We start from the raw sequence: 18,113 nt of genomic DNA, 5'->3' as shown, positions 1-18,113 counted from the left end.
CTGCTCTTCCGGCGCACGCGTCATGGCGAGACGTGGGACTGCCTGAGCTGCCGCCCGAACAGGCCGGAGGGCCTGAGGATCAGGATCGCCAGGAAGACGCCGAACACCGCCACCTCGCGCATGTCGGAGCTGACGTAGAAGCCGGTGAAGCTGTCGATCAGGCCGATCAGGATCGCCCCGGCGAAGGCCCCCCTGATCGAACCGAGGCCGCCGAGCACCACGACCACGAAGGCGATGAGGACGAAGTAGGTGCCGCTGTTGGGCGAGGTCGGGTACAGCGGGGCGATCAGGACCGCGGCGGTGCCGACGCAGGCCGCACCGATCCCGAAGGTCAGGGCATAGAGGCGGTCGACGTCGATGCCCATCAGCTCGGCCGCCGCGCGGTTCTGCGCGACTGCCCGGATCGCCCGGCCCGTGCGGGTCCGCGCCAGGAAGAGCTGGAGCGCCCCGACGAGCGCGGCGGCCACGCCGAGGATGACGACTTGACCGACGAGGACCCGCACCGGACCGATCTCGACCGGCATGCGCAGGCCGTGGGGCGGCGTGTTGGCGATGTCTGCGCCGAAGACGAGCAGCGCGAGGTTGATCAGCGCCGTGGACAGGCCCACGGTCGCGAAGATCTGGATGTGATGGTCCCCGGCCGCCAGCAGCGGCTGGATCAGGAGGCGCTGGGTCAGCGCCCCCATCAGGAACAGCACCGGCACGACGAGGATCAGCGCCGCGAAGGGATGCATCCCGAGGCCGGTGACGGCGAGGTAGGTCAGGTACATCCCGATCATCAGGAACTCGCCATGGGCGAAGTTGACCACCTTGACGATGCCGAAGATCAGGGTGAGCCCGACACTCACGATTGCGAACAGGCCGCCGAGCATGATCCCGTTGGCGAGGACCTGGAGAAAGACGTCCATCGTGCTGGCCCGGCGCTGCGCTGGAGGGCGTGACTACTTGCGAATTTCCATCGGCGCGACCGCGGCGCTGTCGGGATAGACGGTGACGAGCTTGCCGTTCTGCCACTGCATGCCCATCATCGCGGCCCGCTCGTTCTGGTTGTTCTTGCCGAACTTCAGGCCGTAGCCGACCGCCGTGATGCCGTCCTTGACGTCGATGGCCTTGACCGCCCCGATGAGGGTGTCGGGCTCGAAGCCCTTCACGGTGCCGACGGCCTGAAGGATGAGCTTCGCACCGACGTAATTGTTCAGCGAGTGTCCGGAGCGCGGCGCGCTGCCGTACTTCTTCTTGTAGACCGCCACGAAGTTTTCGAGGCCCGGCGTGTACGTCGTGTTGACGAGATACTGGGTGAAATCGGTGTCGAGAACGCCCTCGATGACCTTGTGGCCCACTGCGTCCGCGGTCGGTTGCATGGAATAGCCGCCCCCGCCCCCGATGATCGCGCCGGGCTTGAACCCGGCCTCGTTGGCCTGCTGCAGGAACAGCACGGAATCGTTCTGGTAGGAGGTCTGCAGCAGCACGTCGACGCCGCGCCGCTTGAGGTCGAGGACGAGAGACGACATGTCGACGGTCGAGGCCGGGTAGCCCTGCGCGGTGACGACGTCGAGCTTGGCAGCGGCCGCAAACTTCTTCTGGAAGCCGGCGACGGAAGAGCCGTAGCTCGAATCCTCGTGGATGATGCCGATCTTCAGGTCGGCGGCCTTCTTGCCGAGGCCCGCCGCGACCTTGTTGACGATCATCTCGATGGCGAGCTTGGCCATATCCTCGGCCGTCGGGTTGGTGCGGTAGAGGTATTGCAGTCCGCGGCTGGTGACCTCCTCGGCCACCGCTCCTAGCTCGAAATACGGGACGCCCGACATCTCGGCCACCTGGCTCGCGGCGATCGAGCGCGCCGAGGAATAGGATCCGAAGATCGCCGATACCCGCTCCAGGGAGATCAAGCGGCGCGCTTCGCCGATGGCCTGGTTGTTGTCGACCGCGTCGCCGCGGACGAGCACCACCTTCTGGCCCTGGACACCGCCGGCCGCGTTGATCTCCTCGACGGCGATCTCGACGCCCCGCGCGCTCTCCTCGCCCAGCAGCGCCAACTGGCCGCTGAAGGGGAACAGGGCCCCGAACTTCACATCCGCCCGGGCCGCCGTCGCGCTCAGCGCGAGGGCGGCGGCGATCACGCGCGCCAGGACTCTCATGGCTTCCTCCGATTTTTTTCGTTCGTCGTTCCGGGCGGGCGCGCCCGTCAGGTTTCGAGGGCGTCCTTGCCCTCGAAGCTGGTGATCGGCGGGTAGGCGCGCTGGTCGGTCACGACGTCGATCACCGTGACGGCATCGCGTGTCAGGGCCTCGCGCAGGGCGGGGGCGAGGTCCCCCGGCTGCTCGACGCGGATGCCGACGCCGCCGCAGGCGCGGGCGATGGCGGCGTGGTCCACGGCCTCGAAGTGGCAGACATCGGTGTGGTCACCGAACAGGCTGAGTTCGGCGTGTTTCTGGTAGCCGAGGATCTGGTTGTTCAGGACGACGACCACCACCGGCAGCCGCATCCGCCGGGCGGTCTCCAGCTCCGACCAGACATGGCCGAAGCCGCCGTCCCCGGTGACGCAGATCACCGGGGCGGCCGGCCGCGCCGCCTTGGCGCCCAGCGCAAAGGGAAGGCCCCAGCCGAGGCCGGCGATGCCGCGTGGGGTGAGGAAGCGCTGACCGGGCCTGCGAGCGGTGATGAAATTGGCGATCCAGATCGAGGAATAGCTCGCGTCGGCGACGACGATCGTCTCCGGCGTGGTCACCGCGTCGATCTCGGCCATGATCCGTTCAGGCCGGATCGGGACCGCGTCCATGTCGACGAGGCGGGCCATGTCGTCCGCATGGGCCCTGCGCGCCCGGTCGATCCCGGCCTCCAGCGCCCCGCGGCGTCCCGCGAGTGCCGTCGTACCGCGTTCGCGCAACGCCCGCGCGAGGGCTGCGAGCGTCAGCTTGGCGTCGCCCACGAGGCGCAGCGCCTCGTAATTGCGCCCGACCTCGCCGCCATCCACGTCGATGTGGATGTAGCGGGCGTCGGACGGGTAGAGCGACCAGCTATCGGTGCCGTTCTGATTGGTGCGATTGCCCACGAGCACGACCACGTCCGCGCCGCTCACCAGATCTCGCAGATGGGCGGTGCGGCCCCGTGGGGCCATGAAGTAGCCGACGACCCCGAGGGAGAGCGAGGCAGTTTCGTCGACCGCGCCCTTGCCCATCACGGTGGTCGCCACGGGCAGGCCCAGCGCCTGGAGGGCGGTGAGTTCGACGGTGGCGCCCGAGGCGTGGACGCCGCCGCCCGCGATCACCACCGGGCGCTCGGCCCCGGCGATCAGACTGGCTGCTTCCGCGACGCGCTCGGGGTCGGCAACCGTGCGATCGAGCGGATAGGTTCCGAGGCAGGCTTGGCGACGGGAGCCGGCCGGCTCAAGGTCGTGCTGCGCGTCGAGAAGGTCGAGGGGAACGAGGAGCACCGCCGGGCCGGGCCGGCCGGAGGCGGCGGCCGTGAAGGCCATGTCGACGTAGTCGTCGATGCGGCTCGGGACGGCGACGCGGCGCACCCACTTCGCGACACCGGCGAACAGGGCGAAGTGATCGAGTTCCTGAAAGGCGTTCTTGTCGGTGAAGCTCCGGTGCACGTCCTGCACGATGGCCACGACGGGCGTGGACGCCTTCAGCGCCTCGGCGAGCCCCGGCACGAGGAGCGTCGCGGCCGGGCCGTTCTGCGCGGCCACCACCGCGACCCGGCCGGAGATCCGGGCATAGGCATCGGCCATCGCCGCGCCCGCGTTCTCGGTGCGGTAGCCGACTTGCCGGATGCCGTAATCGGGGGCGGCGAGGAACAGGGCCGACGGGATGCTCTGCCCGAACACGTCCCGGACGCCATGCCGCTGGAGGGCGGCGGCGAGGACGTGAGCGCCGGTCAGGTTCGCGCGCGCGGAGGTCGAGGACAGGGTCGCGCGCGCGCAGGATTGGGACGGAGCGGAGGAATGCGTCATCGGCCGGTCTCCTGCGTTTCGTCCCGCATGACGAGGACGATCTTTCCCACATGCGCGCCGGCATCCATCCGTGCGTGGGCTTCGGCGACCTTCGCGAACGGGAAGACGGAATCGATCGGCGGCCGCGCCCTTCCCGCGGCGAGCAGCGGCAGCACCTTCTCGGCGAGGGCGGCCGCGAGCCGTGCCTTCATGGCGACCGGCCGTGCCCGGAGCGTCGAGCCCGTGAGCGTGACCCGCTTCATCATCAGCGGCAGGAAGTCGATCTCGGCCCGCGAGCCGTGCTGGAAGGCGATCTGCGCGATGCGGCCGTCGAGAGCCACCGCTTCGAGGTTGCGGGCAATGTAGGAACCGCCGACCATGTCGAGGATCACGTCCGGGCCGCGCCCGTCTGTGGCGGCGCGGGCGGCAGCCACGAAGTCCTCCTGCCTGTAATCGATGGCCGCATCGGCACCGAGCGCGCGGCAGGCGGCGCATTTCTCCGGCGAGCCGGCCGTCACCACGACCCGTGCGCCGAACGCCTTGGCGAGCAGGATCGCGGTCGTGCCGATGCCCGAGGAGCCCCCATGGATCAGGAGGCTCTCCCCCGCCTCGAGACGGGCACGCTCGAACACGTTGCTCCAGACGGTGAAATAGGTTTCGGGAATCGCCCCGGCCTCGACCATGGACAGGCCGTCCGGCACCGGGAGTGCCACGGACTCGTCGATCACCGCCCACTCGGCGTAGGCGCCGCTGTGCACCAGCGCCATCACCCGCGCGCCCCGCTGGAAGCGGCTGGCGCCGGGCCCCAGGGCCTCGACGGTGCCGGCGAGTTCGAGGCCGAAAACGTCGGAGGCGCCGGGCGGCGGCGGATATCGGCCCTCGCGCTGCATCACGTCCGGCCGGTTGATGCCCGCTGCCGCGACGCGCACCAGAACTTGGCCCTCGCCGGGCACCGGCATCGGCCGCTCGACGATCCGGAGAGCGTCGGGGCCGCCGGGCTCGGGAGCGATGACCGCTCGCGACGTCGCGTTCATCGGCGGGTTCCTGCCTCGGCCGTGGCCGGCTGCGGATGAAGCAGGACCTTCACGGCCTGCCTGCTGCGGGCGAGGTCGAACGCGTCCACCGCCGCATCGAGGGGGCGGCGGTGGGTGATCAGCGCCGCCAGGATATCCGCGTGCTCCGCCAGCAGGCGGATCGCCGTGTCGAGGGCGCGGGCGGTGGTGTCGTGGGCCGCGCGGATCTGCTTCTTGCTCCGCACGAAGCGGGTCAGATCGAGATCGAGGGAGCCGGAATGGATGCCGGCGGTCACGAGGACGCCGCCCGAGCGCAGAATCTCCAGCCCGTCGGCGACCGAGCGCGCCGCGCCGGTGGCCTCGATCACGCGGTCGGGCTCGGCTCCGAAGCTCCGCCTGACGGCCTCTGCGAGGGGCTCGTTGACGAGATCGGCGGTGGCGCGGATGCCGATCTCGCGGGCTGTCGCCAGGCGCGCCGCGTCGTCGAGGCCGACCAGCAACACGTTCGCCCCACGCCCCAGCGCGACCCACGCGATGAAGAGGCCGATCGGGCCGGGACCGAGGACGACGACCCGGTCGCCCTCCCCCACCTCCGCCACGTCGACGGCGTTGACGGCCACCGCCAGCGGTTCGGAGAGCGCGGCCACGTCGAGGGGCAGGCGGTCGGGGATCGGGCGGCAATTGGCGGCGGGCACCGCGACCTGGCCGGCGAAAGCCCCGTCGACATGCAGGCCGATGACCACCCGATCCTGACAATCGTGAGGCCGCCCGGCGCGGCAGGCCGAGCAGGCTCCGCAGGCGAGTGTCGGCCAGCAGGTCACTCGGTCGCCCGCGCGGAACGCGGTCACATCCGCGCCCACCGCCCGGACCGTGCCCGCGAATTCATGGCCCAGTGTCAGCGGCATGAACGCGGCCATGAAGCCGTAGCCTGTCGTCCACTCATAGGCATGGATGTCGCTGCCGCAGATACCCGCCGCCGCGACGTCGACCGTCAGCCATCCCGGTCCTGGCGGCTGGGGCGCATCGACCTCGACGAGGCCGGCACCGAATGCGGGCGTTGTCTTCCGCAGTGCGAGCATATCCATCCCTTGTCGACGCGGCGTCGTCCGCTCCGGCATTTCGCCGAGACGGCAGCGACCATCGACAGATTTTGTAATTTGTTATAACAAATTACAGGTCATGGAGCGAGATATGTCAAGCGGCCTCATGGCAACCGATGCGATTGGCGATATCGTGCCGGATTGGGTCCGCCCGATCGTCAGGGAGAGCCTGAGCGAGCGCGCCTATCGCGAGCTCCGCACAGCGCTGATGCGCGGTCAGATGCGCCCCGATGCGCGCCTGCTGTTGCGGCCGATGTCGGCCCGCTTCGGTATCAGCGCGACACCGATGCGCGAGGCCCTGCTGCGCTTGGTGTCCGAGAAGGCACTGGCACTGGATGCGCGGGGGACGGTGGTGGTTCCGACGCTGACCTTCGATCAGCTCATGGAGATCCGGGCGATTCGAACCGACCTTGAAGGGCGCGCTGCGGCAGCCGCGGCCAAAGCTGCGCCCGACGCCGGGATCACGGCCCTGGCGGCGATCCACGACGCGATCTCAGAATGTCATGCCCGCCAGGACTTCGCGCGCGCTGTGGACCTGAACACCGAGTTCCACCTCTCTCTATGTCGTCTCGGACGCTTGCCGATCGTCTACGACATCGTCGAGATCCTCTGGGTGCGTTGCGGCCCCATCCTATCGCATCTCTATGACGAGGGAGTGCCGGACTGGGAGCCGCATCCGCATCGACGGATCATCGATGCCCTGCGGCGTCGCGACGAGGACGCGGCCCGTGACGCGATCCAAGACGATATCGAGCGAGGCGGCCGTGGCTTGCTCGCTCATGTATTGGTGAGCGCCTAGATGTCCCGGTCGTTCGCCGCGCCGACGCCCAGATCGCGCGGTCACAGCCCGGTCGGAGCAGGACAGCAGACTGGCATCGGTTCCCATCGGTTCCCATCCGGGAGCAGGACGAGCGCTCGCTGGCTTCAGGGTCTCGGACGTCCAGCGCTGACCATGCCGCTGCCGCTGATCTGAGGCCGTTCGGGGCACGCAGCCGATGCAGGGCCCAGTTGGCGGTAAGCGACTTCCTGCCGCAGACGTCGCGGCTGCGAGCTTGCCCGCAACCACGCGGTAACCACAGGCTTCGGCACATCCGCGCGATCCAGAACTGACGTGCCGGCCGGTGATCTTTCCGAAGGGAAAGGGACAGGCGATCCCGGTCGGGCTCGAACCAACGAGCTGCCGCTTGGACGCAGCCGAGTCGTGTCGTGGTCTGGTTCGACAAGGCTCTACGCAGCCACGCGAGTCTCGTAGACTTGTGAGCACGGCGACGTTCACGCGCGAACTTCGAGGTCGTGCACTGAGTTTCGCTCAGCGCAGATCGGGTTGCCTGGACAGCGTCAGTACTGAATCGGACAAAGAGCGAATTCGCGTTCGCCGAACACTGGCTCCCGCTGCAAGGCGAGACCCCGAAATATTTTTTTCCGCAGTTTCACTTTTTTTTAATTATGATTTTATCGAGTCCGGTTGCATCATCGATGATGAGAATTTTGTTCTTTTGGTAAAAATTATTCCTTCAGAGAAAACGATAGCGAGCGAGGGGACGGAACTCGGGGGTGGAGATGCCAGCTGGGCTCGATACGGACATTCAAATCATTGATATTGGTCATTGCGAACGACCAATCGTAAGTGCGCGAAGATCAACGTTTGATGCTGTCACGATTTCGTCCGTTGCATACTCACTTTGCGGGTGCGTGGATAGGGTCGTGCTCGCCTCGACGGAGTTGATTGTCGGTCGCGAGTCTTTCCATTTCATGTCCGCGATGCGCCGAACCGGTATTCGAGATGGCGGGACGTATCGTGGAGGTAGCGAGCTCTCCCTGGTTAGGCACGTTCGACCTATCGAGAGCTCCAACACTGCGGACCAAGCCTCGAGCAACGAGGTTCGCACATCTTCCCGCGATGTCGCGAATGCGCGTCTGGCGCCCGGCAACAACACCATCGACGGCTCGCCTCACGAGGCAAGATGCGGCGACGGCTTCGACATGTCGCGTTCATCTGCGAACGTGGGGCGCCGTTCTGGCGCTCACCGACGGCGATCCCGACAGGCCAGCATCGTCGCGCCGGTTCGGCTCCGCGGTTCCTCGAGCGGATCGCTCGCCCGCATGCCTGCGGGGCGTCGGACCGCCATTGTCGGCGTGCATCGTGCATGCTGACGTTGCGGCAGCTGCGCTACCTCGATGCCTTGAGTCGGCACCGACATTTCGGTCGGGCGGCGGAGGAATGCGCGGTTAGCCAGCCGGCGCTCTCCATGCAGATCCAGGAACTCGAAGATTGTCTCGGCGGCGCGCTCGTCGAGCGCCTCAACGGCAACGCGCGGCTGACAGAACGCGGCGTGCAGATCGCCGAGCGCGCGGCCTTGATCCTGAGCGCCACGCGCGATTTGGTGGAATTCGCTCATCGCACCGGTCGGCTGCTCGTGGGAACGCTGCGTCTCGGTATCATCCCGACACTCGCGCCTTACCTCCTGCCGCGGGTGATCCCGGAGCTGCAGCGGTGCTATCCCGAGCTTCGGCTCGGTCTTCTGGAAGCACAGACCAAGACCCTGCTGAACGAGCTCACGCGTGGCACCATCGATGTGGCGCTTCTGACGCTGCCGGTCGAGAAAACAGATATAGAAACGCTGCAGTTGTTTGAGGACCGCTTTCTGCTTGCCGTCTCCGCCAAGGATCCGTTGCCTGAACGGGCCCGGGTCACGGTCAGTGACGTCGAACAGCGTCAGCTCCTGCTTCTGGAAGAGGGCCATTGCCTGCGGGATCAGGCGCTCGCCTATTGCAGGGACGCGCGCAACGGGCCGAACAACAGCTTCTTTGCCACCAGCCTGTCGACGATCATCCAGATGGTGGCCAGTGGCTACGGCGTAACCCTGCTGCCGGAGGTCGCCGTTAACGTCGAGTTGCGTGATAGCCGCGTCAAGCTCCTGCGATTTTCCGATCCGCAGCCGAGCCGAAGCGTCGGGCTGTTGTGGCGAAAGACCTCGCCGTGCAGTGAGGATTTTCACGCTCTGGGCCAAGTGGTGCTCACGGCGGCAAGCCCCGCGCTCGCCCTCTATCAGGGTGGCCGAGCAAGGCGGGCGAGCTGTGCCAATCCGTCGGCCGACGTGCAGGCCTAACGAGGCCGGACAGCCGTACGGCACGGCGTGCCGCTCAATTCTGATGCCGCGCCATGATCTCGCGCAGCTTCGAGGCGACCTCTTCTCCGGACCATTCGGGATCGACGGCGCGAACGAACAGGCCCGCCGGATTCATGAGATAGATGTAGTTGCTGTGGTCGAGGAGATCGTCACGGGCACTCGAGCCTCCCGCATGCCGGGCGACGTAGGCTCCGTATGCCCGAATGACCGCCTCGATCTCCCGCGGATCGCCCGAGAGCCCGACGATTCGTGGATCGAACGACCGGACATACTCGCCCATCACCACAGGAGTGTCGCGTTCGGGATCGAGCGTGATAAAGATTGGTTGGAGATTGCTGGCCTCGGACCCGAGATGCTTCATCGCCGCGGCAAGGTTGAACAGGGTCGTCGGGCAGATCTCAGGGCAAGATGTGTATCCGAAATAGACCAGCAGCCACTTGCCCCTGTAGGTCTGCTCCGTGACCGTCGTCCCGTCGGGTGCCTTGAGCGTGAAAGGGCCGCCGACCGTCACGGCATCTGAGGCGCGCGCCGCCGGGTCGAAGGTCGCCAAGGCAAGGCCGAGCACGATGCCGGAAACGAATCCCGGGGCGAGGCGCGGGCGGGACGGCGACATCGGGCGTCGACTGAGCATGGGCAGGTGGCCGCTCATCATGGCTTCCACTCCACACTACCCTGCGCGAATGGGGATATCTATCTCTGCCTGCCCGATCGTCACTTGGCGCGGATAGTCTGATCAAGTTCGGCAGGCTGTCCATGCCGCGTCCGACAGCTTTGCTGATTGCCCTCATAAGAAGTTCTAGTTTTGAACATTTTGAAATTCGTGATCGTCTCGCCTTCGGGTAGCCTCGGGGAACGTCTCGGGGATGGAAGCGCCGAGCAGGATCATGGCGATTGGCAGATCGATCGGAGCCGCGTGCGCCGTCGCCGTCGGCGCCGCAATGACGTTGCCCGCGCTAGCCTACGATGCCGGCTCGGTCTCGAACGGTGGCGTGATCGAAGGTACGGTCGTCTTCAACGGCGTGCCAGGAACACGCAAGATCGTACCGACGAAGGATGTCGAGATCTGCGGCGGGCCGCGCGAAGAGGCCCTGATCGAGGTGGGCCCCGATAAGGGCGTCAAAGACGCCGTCGTCTACCTCGCCGGCGTGGGCAGTGGGAAGGCATGGCCGCCACCGGGGCGGAAACCGGAACTCGACAACGAGAAATGCCGCTTCGTGCCCGCCGTGCAGGTCATACCGGCTGGTCCGCTGGACGTGATCAACAGGGATCCAGTCCTGCACAACACGCACGGCTATTACGGCAAGCGCACCGCTTTCAACATGGCGCAACCGAACCAGAACCAGAGTATCGCAGCCGAGCTGCCGAAGGCCGGCGCCGTCAAGGTCGATTGCGACGCGCATGGTTGGATGGAGGGTTGGATCTACGTCGTGGACAACCCGTACTATGCGCTCACCAACGCCGAGGGCAAATTCAGCATCTCCGAGATACCGCCCGGCGAATACGATCTGGTGACGCTGCAATCGGCCAGCAAGCCGGTTCAGCAAAGGGTCACGATCGAGGCCGGCAAACCGACGAGCTTGTCGATCGAGCTGAAGAAGAAATGAGTTTGGGCGGCTTCGAGTCCGGACACGGCATCTGAAGCTCGAAACGGACCGAGCCGGATGCCGGGCGTCGGAGAAGTGACCTGCAACGCCGAGCACGTTCACGAGAGGAAACGCTGATGTCCGACCTTGAGCGCCAACGACGTGAGATCGCGGCGGCCCTCCAGCGGCCGGGGGTCAGCCCCGACCCGAACCTCAGGCTGACGAGAAGGATGTTCTTCCACAAGTCGTGCCTGTTCGGCGCGGCCACGGTCGGCCAGACCTTCGCGTGGTGGCCGTTGATCAATACGATCGACGTGGCCTACGCGGCCGAGGAATCGTTCAAGTTCGCCTGGATCTCGGACACGCATCTCTATCCGAGATCGGTCAATACCCGATTCGTCGAGAAGGTCGTACGCGCCGCGAAGGACGTTCAGTCCATGAGCCCTCCGGCCGACTTCCTGATCTTCGGTGGCGACATTGCGCAGCTCGGTAAGCCGGAAGAACTCGAACTCGGTGTCGAGTTGCTTAAAGAGGTGAAGATCAAAAAGGTCTTTATACCGGGCGAACATGATTGGTATCTCGACATGGGCAAGAAGTGGGGTCAGCTCTTCGGACAGCCCAACTGGACCTTCGACCACAAAGGCGTGCGCTTCATCGGGCTCGACACCGTCAGCCGTGGCCCGGATTACTGGACCGCGCGCAAGATGAGCCCCGAGGAGCGCATGGACCACATGGCGGTTCTCGACGGCTCGGTCGCCGGTCCGTGGGCCGGCGTAGGCCGCGACCAGCTCGACTGGATGGAGAAAATTCTCGCTGGCTGGGACCCGTCCAGGCCGATCGTTATCTTCAGCCACAATCCGCTCTACGAGTATTACCCGCCGTGGAACTTCTGGGTGCGCGACTGGCGCGAGGTGCAGGCGGTCCTGAAGCCGTTTTCGAACGTCACCAACATTCACGGGCACGTGCATCAGGTGCTCTACAACGAGATCGGCAACATGCGCTCGATCGGCATGCTGGCGACCTCGTGGCCCTGGCCCTATGCGCCGGAGGGTGTGCCCAAGCTCACGAAGCCGATGATTCGTGTCGATCCTGGCGACATCTACGACGGTGTCGGCTGGGAGAAGCTGACGATGAACAGGGATAAGATCGAGACCGAATACGTCATGTGGGGCCGCAAGGAGGTCTTTGTTCAGTCGGCGGAAGATTCATCGCTCAGTACGCCCGAGGTCTTGCGGCCGAGGATTGCCGATCAGCTGGGTCCATACGAAGGATCGAAGCCATGACACGGGATGGGACGCTCGCTTCGCTCCTGGGGGCGCTCACGACGGCGGTGGCTGTCTCGGCCATCCTGTTCGTCGTCGGCCCGGCGAGCGCACACAAGACTCCGGTCTCACGGGAGCAGTTGAAGTCCTACGAGGACGCGTTCATGGACGCGGTCAAGAAGGGCGATCTGCTGTTCCATGGCGACGCCGCGACCGCGAAGACGATGGGCGTCAATCTCTCGAATTCGGGGATGGCGTGCGCGATGTGCCATCCCCATGCCGCCGATACCCACCCGCACACGTACCCGAAGTTTCAAGCCCAGATCGGCAAGTTCTCGACGTTGCGGGACATGGTCAACTGGTGCATCGAGAAGCCGATGCAGGGCGAGCAGATCGAAGCCGATTCCGAGGCGATGAGGGATTTGGAAGCCTACATATACTGGTCGAATACCGGCTCGGTGTTGACCCCTGGAAAGTACTGAGACGGTTCTGCGGTTCTCCTGGTGACGATTCGGCCGGCGTGCCGCAGCCTGTTCACGACGTCGCAGCGGCCCCTCAACCGAACACGTCCCGCGTGAATGCGTCGTACCAGCCGACCGCCTCCCTGGCAGTCCTGCGGCGCGTCTCCGGCTGCTCGCCGGCCTGGGTCAGGAAGGCGCCGCTGCGCTTGATCGTCCCGTCCGCCGGCGTGAAGACGGCCGCGTCGCCCATCGCGTCGTTGCCGGCAAGGAATGTGTAGAACGTGTTGAGCAGATGGAGCCGGGACGGCCGCGCGCCCGTCAGCGCGGTCAAGATCGCGGCGGCGCAAGCCTTGGCCTGGGCGTTGGCGCAGAAGGCGGATTTCGGCATGTCCCCCGCGCAGGCCGCATCCCCGACGACGTGGATTCCGGGCAGAAGCCGCGACTCGAACGTTTCCGGATCGATCGGACACCAGCCCCGCGCATCGACCAGCCCGGCGCTGTGCGCTACCGCGCCGGCGGTCTGTCGCGGAATGACGTTGGTGACGCTCGCCCGGATGGTCTCGCGCCCTGTCCGGACGAGCCCCGCCCGAACGTCGACGGCCTTCACGCCTCCGGTCGAACGGGCCGGCAGCCACTCGATCATGCCGGGATAGTGCCGGTCCCAACCATCCCGAAAAACCTCCTGCTGGTAGAAGCTGTCCTTCACATCGAGGATGACGATCTTCGAGCGGGGCTTGAACTGCTTGAAGTAGTAGGCGGCGAGCGAGGCGCGCTCGTAGGGGCCGGGCGGACAGCGGAACGGCTCGGGCGGAGCGACGATGACGAAGACGCCGCCATCCTCCATGGCCTCCAGCCGCGCACGCAGCAGCCTGGTCTGCGGGCCCGCGCTCCAGGCATGCGGCATGAATTCCGTTGCGGCCTCGTCGTAGCCATCGATCTCGCCGAACTGGAATGCGATGCCCGGCGAGACGACGAGGCGGTCGTAGGCGAGGCTCGCGCCGCCCGCCAGCCTGACGCGCCTGATCGCGGGATCAATCGCCGCTGCCGCGTCCTTTACGACCGTGACGCCGTAACGCTCTGCGAGCGTCCCGTAACCATGGGTGAGCGATTCGAGCGACCAGAGGCCGGCGAGATAGAGGTTGCTGAAGATGCATGTCGCGTAACGGGATTGCGGCTCGACCAGCGTGACGTCGAGGGCATTGCCGGCCGCCAGGTACTTCGCCGCCGTGGCACCGCCGATGCCGCCGCCGATCACGACAACGCGCGGCTTAGCTTGCGCGCGGGCCGGCCCGAGCGCCGAGCCCAGCGCCGCCGCGCCAATGCCGAGTTCGCGGCGGGTCCAACTCGTCATGACGAATGGCTCACGGCGACTTCGCTCGGCGGCCGATGGCGGCGATTTCGGCCGCGACGGCCGCGATCTCATCGTCGGACAGCGACAGGCTCACCGCGCGCATGATGGGGCTCGCCCGCTCGCTCGCGCGAAAGTCGAGCATCTTGTCGACGATTTCCTCCGCTTCCCACCGGAGTATCGAGGGAATGCCCGTGCTGCGGCCATCGAGCCGATGGCAGGCCGCGCAGATCGCCACGAGGTGCCCGCCATCCTCCGCCGCCGCGGCCCGATCCGCGCTCGCCACGACTGCGAGGACTCCGACCGCGATCAGGGTGGAGGGCAGAAGCCGCGCCGCCAGGGGGGCGGGACCTGTCAGGGAGGCTTGTTGCGCCGAGGTAGCCTCCGTCAGCCAAAGCATTGATCGCGACCACTCAAAAGTCGATGTCCATGTTGCCGTGATGGTGATGGCCATCGAGTTCCGGCACCACTCTGTCGTGCAGGTCGGCGATCATCACCTCGGTGGTCACGAGGAGCCCCGCGACGGAGGCCGCGGCCCGGAGCGCGGTGCACACCACCTCCGCCGGGTCGACGATGCCCGCGGCGAGGAGGTCGGCATAAGTCCCCGTCTGCGCGTCATAGCCGAAACCGTAGGCGTCGTTGGCGAGGATCCTGCCGATCACCACCGAACTGTCCTGCCCGGCATTGCTCGCGATCTGCGCGACCGGCGCCGCCAGCGCCTTCGCGACGAGCCTCACGCCCTGCCGCTGATCCTCGTTCGCGCTCGCAAGCGTCCCCAGCGCCCGCGCGGCGCGCAGCAGGGCGACGCCGCCGCCCGGCAGGATCCCCTCGGCGGCCGCCGCGCGGGTCGCGTGGAGCGCGTTGTCGATCCGGTCCTTGCGCTCCCGGACTTCAGCCTCGCTGGCGCCACCGACCCGAATCACGGCCACGCCCGTCGACAATCGGCCGATCCGCTCCTGCAGCTTCTCGCGGTCGTAGTCGGACGTGGTCTCGTCGATCTGGGCCTTGAGTTCCCTGATCCGCGCCTCGATCTCGGCGTCCTTGCCGTAACCGCCGACGATCGTGGTGTCGTTCCTGTCAACCGTGACCCGCCTCGCCTGCCCCAGCAGCCGGATGCTGGCGTTCTCGAGCTTGATGCCGAGCTCCTCGCAGATCGCGTGGCCGCCCGTGAAGATCGCGATGTCTTGCAGGAGCGCCTTGCCGGGAGGGCCGTAGCCGGGTGCCTTGACGGCCGCGACCTTGAGGGAGCCGCGCATCGTGTTGACGGCGAGCGTGGCGAAAGCCTCGCCCTCGACGCCCTCCGCGACGATGAAGAGCGGCCTGCCGGTTTCCATGACGGCGTCGAGCAGCGGCAGCAGCTCCCTGAGGGACGATATCGTCTTCTCGCTCACGAGCACGTAGGGCTGGTCGAGTTCGACCCGCATCGTCCTCGGGTCGGTCACGAAGGTCGACGAGATATAGCCGCGATCGAACCGCATGCCTTCGGTGACGTCGAGCACGGTCTCGAACGCGTCCCCCGCCTCCACGCTGATCACGCCGTCGTTGCCGACCTGCCGCATGGCGTCGGCGAGCAGCCGGCCGATCGTCGCGTCGCCGTTGCCGGACACCGTGGCGATCTGTGCGATCTCTTCGCTCGACGTCACGGGCCTGGCGTTCCTCCGCAGATCGGCCACGACCGCTGCGACTGCGGCATCGATCCCGCGCTTGAGATCCATCGGGTTCACGCCGGCGGCGACGAGCTTGACGCCTTCCCGGACGACAGCCTGGGCGAGGACCGTCGCCGTGGTGGTGCCGTCGCCGGCGAGGTACGAGGCTCGCGAAGCGACGGCCTTCACCATCTGTACGCCCATGTTCGCGAAGCGGTCGTCGAGCTCGATGTCGTTCGCGACCGTGACGCCGTCCTTGGTGATGCGCGGCGGATCGTGGTCCCGCCCGAGCACAACGATGCGGCCCCTGGGACCGAGGGTCACGCGGACCGTCTCGGAGAGGATGTCGATGCCCCGCAGCATCCGGCTGCGGGCCTCGTCCGAGAACGTCACCTGCTTGGCGGCCATCGTCCGCTGCTCCTCTCGCCGTTTTGCCTGACGAGCCGGAGGCTCGTCGCCTAAGTGACAGCCTCCCGCGGACCAGACGACGAAAGCCCGGTCGTCCGGACGGTCCGTGCCTGCGCGGTCGGCGATCGGCGCTCGCGTCTCATCGCCCCGCTACGGTCTCCGGATGCCCGTCGTCACGCGGCGCCCGCGGCCTGTAGGCGTGCTCCGGCCCGAGCGTCTGGAGATTGGGATCGTTGAGCGCCGCGCGGTCCGCCGGGGCGAGCCGCAGAGGCTTGCCGCTGAGCGGATCGGTGAAGGCCGAGAGAGACAGGATATAGTAGGACAGGGCCCAGCGATCGGCATCCGGGAAGGCGTCCTTGAAGGACGCCATCGGCGTGCCGCTTAGGCCCGTGGTGATGGTTCGGTAGAGATCCGACACGGTCGGGCCCGACTTGAACTGGCCTCGCGTCAGGTTCGCGGGACGGATGGGAAAGCCCCAATCGTCCTTCAGCCCGGCCGCCTTCTGGCCGTCGCCCCTGCCCTGCTGGCCATGGCATTCCCAGCACTTGGCCTGCTGCCAGATTGCCTTGCCGTGGGTGATCATCTCCGCCGAGGGCCTCGGCGGCGTGCCGATCGACATCGGTGGTCCCGGCGGCTCGTCGACGAAGTAGTAGGAGGGTTGTTGCGTCTCGTCGGATTTGTCGACGGTGAGCCCGTACTTGACGTACTGCATCACGGCCAGGCGCTCGTCGAGCGGCAGCTCGTACCAGGCTGGCATGGCAGTGCCGCGCACGCCACGCGTGATCGTCCGCAGCAGGTCGGCATCCGAGGGCAGCGTGCCTTTGGTCAGCCGGAACTTGAACACGCCCGTGGTGAAGTTGCGCGGGCGCTGTTTGGTCATGAAGGTCGAGGCCCAGCCATTGCCGTTGCCGGTCTCACCGTGGCAGGCGATGCAGCGGCGCTCGTAAACGAGCTTGCCGCGTCCGATCCAGTCGTCGGACCGCTCGAGGATGAGCTTGGATCCCTCCACCTCCTCGGACAGGGCGAGATCGCGCCATTGTCCGCGATCGGTCCCGAGCTTCTGGATATAGGCCGTCAGCGCCTGGACGTCCTTCGTTTCGGCGACGAGCTTCACGGCGTCGCCCGCAAACTCCTGGTTCGGCGTCCAGATGATCGGGTGCTTGCCGCGAGCATCCATCGGCACGAATAACAGGCCGTCCTTGTTCGGTGTCAGCTTGACCTGATCCGGGCTGTCGAAGTCGAACAGCCGCTCGGTCGCCGCCGTCCTCGCGAGCGTCATGCCGGTGGATCCGTCAGGAAGCGTGAACGCCGCGTCGCCGACGATCGGCACCAACTCGGCGAGCGTCTCGAACAGGCCGGAGAATCCGCCCATGATCGAACCGCGCGTGATGCCAGGCGGGTTCCAGAAATGCGCGAGGTGCCACTCGTCGCCGTATTTCAGCCCCTCGCGCGAGAGATCCGGGCCGACGCCGCCGGGGCCGAACAGGGGCGGCTTGTCATACGCGAACTCGCCCGGTTCCGCGAGCGGACCCCAACGGCGCACATCGGCAGTGACCGGCCCCCAGGGACGCGCGTCGGTGCTGGTCGGGCGCACATACTGGGAATGACAGTAGTTGCATCCGCCCCTCAGGTAGACCCGGCGCCCCTCCGCCTCCAGCGGGGTGTAGTCGGTTGCCTCGGTGACCACCCATTTGAGTTGGCCGAGATCGTTGCGCACAACGGCCGTCACCCGCTTGTCGCCAACCGGCGGATCGCCAGGGGGGGATGCCCCATGGGTGACGGGTGAGAGGACGAAGACACCGGCGGAGACGGCCAAAGCAGCGAAGCGCCCCGTCATCGGCCGGGCTCCGCGCCGGTCCGCTTCCGATCGAAGGCGTCCGCGAACCGATGTTTCCGAAATGCGGCTGAGCGGCTCCGTCGGATCCTATCCGTGCCGGCTCCTTCCGCAGCCGGGCCGCCCGTGACCGCCTCGGCGGGACGGCGCTCGGGAGGCGCGATGTCGCGGCGCGCCGAGCACCTGCTCATCGTCGAGCGCGTCGGCGACGTCGTCATGACCTTGATCCCTGTCGGCGTTCCTCACAATCCACCGAACACGAAATGTCGAGTTCCACAAAACCAGAACTTCTTATCGGGACGATCAGCAAAGTTATCGGGCGCAATGGAAAAAACGGTGTCACAGTAAAGCTGCGTGCCCTCCCGCGTGAGCTGTCGCGGGGCGGGGAAA

15 protein-coding genes are annotated in these 18,113 nt (G+C 66.7%); 5 read left to right on the top strand and 10 right to left on the bottom strand.

What is annotated here, in order from left to right; all coding sequences use genetic code 11:
- Nucleotides 1-20: 20 nt before the first annotated feature.
- Genes F6X51_RS13505 through F6X51_RS13485 form a run of 5 tightly spaced genes read right to left on the bottom strand, consistent with a single transcriptional unit; the run spans nt 21 to nt 6,029 of the window.
- A complete protein-coding gene (locus F6X51_RS13505; RefSeq protein WP_150964182.1) occupies nt 21-908 on the bottom strand; it encodes a branched-chain amino acid ABC transporter permease in 888 nt (295 codons plus the stop codon).
- 33 nt (nt 909-941) lie between these two features.
- Nucleotides 942-2,138, bottom strand: a complete 1,197-nt coding sequence (locus F6X51_RS13500) for an ABC transporter substrate-binding protein (protein WP_150964181.1) — start codon at nt 2,136-2,138, stop codon at nt 942-944.
- A 47-nt stretch (nt 2,139-2,185) separates the two neighbouring features.
- The gene (locus F6X51_RS13495) at nt 2,186-3,958 is read right to left on the bottom strand and encodes an acetolactate synthase catalytic subunit (RefSeq protein WP_150964180.1); all 1,773 of its coding nucleotides are present in this window, start codon (nt 3,956-3,958) and stop codon (nt 2,186-2,188) included.
- On the bottom strand, nt 3,955-4,971 hold the full coding sequence (locus F6X51_RS13490) for an NAD(P)H-quinone oxidoreductase (RefSeq protein WP_150964179.1): 1,017 nt from the start codon (nt 4,969-4,971) through the stop codon (nt 3,955-3,957). Before F6X51_RS13490 ends, F6X51_RS13495 begins: the two co-directional genes overlap by 4 nt.
- Entirely contained in the window at nt 4,968-6,029 is a 1,062-nt protein-coding gene (locus F6X51_RS13485; RefSeq protein ID WP_150964178.1) for a zinc-dependent alcohol dehydrogenase, read from the bottom strand. Before F6X51_RS13485 ends, F6X51_RS13490 begins: the two co-directional genes overlap by 4 nt.
- Before the next feature lie 112 nt (nt 6,030-6,141).
- On the opposite strand from F6X51_RS13485, the gene F6X51_RS13480 reads away from it, so the two are divergent.
- Complete coding sequence (locus F6X51_RS13480; protein ID WP_150964177.1) at nt 6,142-6,849, top strand: GntR family transcriptional regulator; 708 nt, start codon at nt 6,142-6,144, stop codon at nt 6,847-6,849.
- A 1,165-nt stretch (nt 6,850-8,014) separates the two neighbouring features.
- Entirely contained in the window at nt 8,015-9,160 is a 1,146-nt protein-coding gene (locus tag F6X51_RS13475) for a LysR substrate-binding domain-containing protein (RefSeq protein ID WP_322098526.1), read from the top strand.
- Between the two features lie 34 nt (nt 9,161-9,194).
- On the opposite strand, the gene F6X51_RS13470 is transcribed toward F6X51_RS13475, so the two are convergent.
- On the bottom strand, nt 9,195-9,833 hold the full coding sequence (locus tag F6X51_RS13470) for an SCO family protein (RefSeq protein ID WP_150964176.1): 639 nt from the start codon (nt 9,831-9,833) through the stop codon (nt 9,195-9,197).
- Nucleotides 9,834-10,119: 286 nt separating this feature from the next.
- On the opposite strand from F6X51_RS13470, the gene F6X51_RS13465 reads away from it, so the two are divergent.
- The 3 genes from F6X51_RS13465 (at nt 10,120) to F6X51_RS13455 (ending at nt 12,508) form a co-directional block, all read left to right on the top strand.
- Nucleotides 10,120-10,785 (top strand): carboxypeptidase regulatory-like domain-containing protein, encoded by a 666-nt coding sequence (locus tag F6X51_RS13465; RefSeq protein WP_150964278.1) that lies wholly within the window; start codon nt 10,120-10,122, stop codon nt 10,783-10,785.
- Between the two features lie 116 nt (nt 10,786-10,901).
- Nucleotides 10,902-12,047: a metallophosphoesterase family protein gene (locus tag F6X51_RS13460; RefSeq protein ID WP_150964175.1), complete on the top strand. Its 1,146-nt coding sequence runs from the start codon at nt 10,902-10,904 to the stop codon at nt 12,045-12,047.
- Nucleotides 12,044-12,508 carry a c-type cytochrome gene (locus tag F6X51_RS13455; RefSeq protein WP_150964174.1) on the top strand — a complete coding sequence of 155 codons (465 nt, stop codon included), beginning with the start codon at nt 12,044-12,046 and terminating at the stop codon, nt 12,506-12,508. The genes F6X51_RS13460 and F6X51_RS13455 overlap by 4 nt, the downstream gene beginning before the upstream one ends.
- Before the next feature lie 73 nt (nt 12,509-12,581).
- Here F6X51_RS13455 and F6X51_RS13450 read toward each other — a convergent pair whose 3' ends face one another.
- From F6X51_RS13450 to F6X51_RS13435, 4 genes are all read right to left on the bottom strand, one after another.
- A complete protein-coding gene (locus F6X51_RS13450; protein WP_150964173.1) occupies nt 12,582-13,838 on the bottom strand; it encodes an FAD-dependent oxidoreductase in 1,257 nt (418 codons plus the stop codon).
- A 10-nt stretch (nt 13,839-13,848) separates the two neighbouring features.
- Entirely contained in the window at nt 13,849-14,289 is a 441-nt protein-coding gene (locus tag F6X51_RS13445; RefSeq protein ID WP_150964172.1) for a c-type cytochrome, read from the bottom strand.
- On the bottom strand, nt 14,249-15,889 hold the full coding sequence (groL, locus tag F6X51_RS13440) for a chaperonin GroEL (RefSeq protein ID WP_150964171.1): 1,641 nt from the start codon (nt 15,887-15,889) through the stop codon (nt 14,249-14,251). The genes F6X51_RS13445 and groL overlap by 41 nt, the downstream gene beginning before the upstream one ends.
- Nucleotides 15,890-16,028: 139 nt before the next feature.
- The gene (locus F6X51_RS13435) at nt 16,029-17,726 is read right to left on the bottom strand and encodes a cbb3-type cytochrome c oxidase subunit II (RefSeq protein ID WP_150964170.1); all 1,698 of its coding nucleotides are present in this window, start codon (nt 17,724-17,726) and stop codon (nt 16,029-16,031) included.
- Nucleotides 17,727-18,113: the final 387 nt, after the last annotated feature.

The sequence above is a fragment of the Methylobacterium planeticum genome, from assembly GCF_008806345.1.
Taxonomy (GTDB): Bacteria; Pseudomonadota; Alphaproteobacteria; order Rhizobiales; family Beijerinckiaceae; genus Methylobacterium; species Methylobacterium planeticum.
This window is presented reverse-complemented; position numbering and strand designations above follow the sequence as displayed.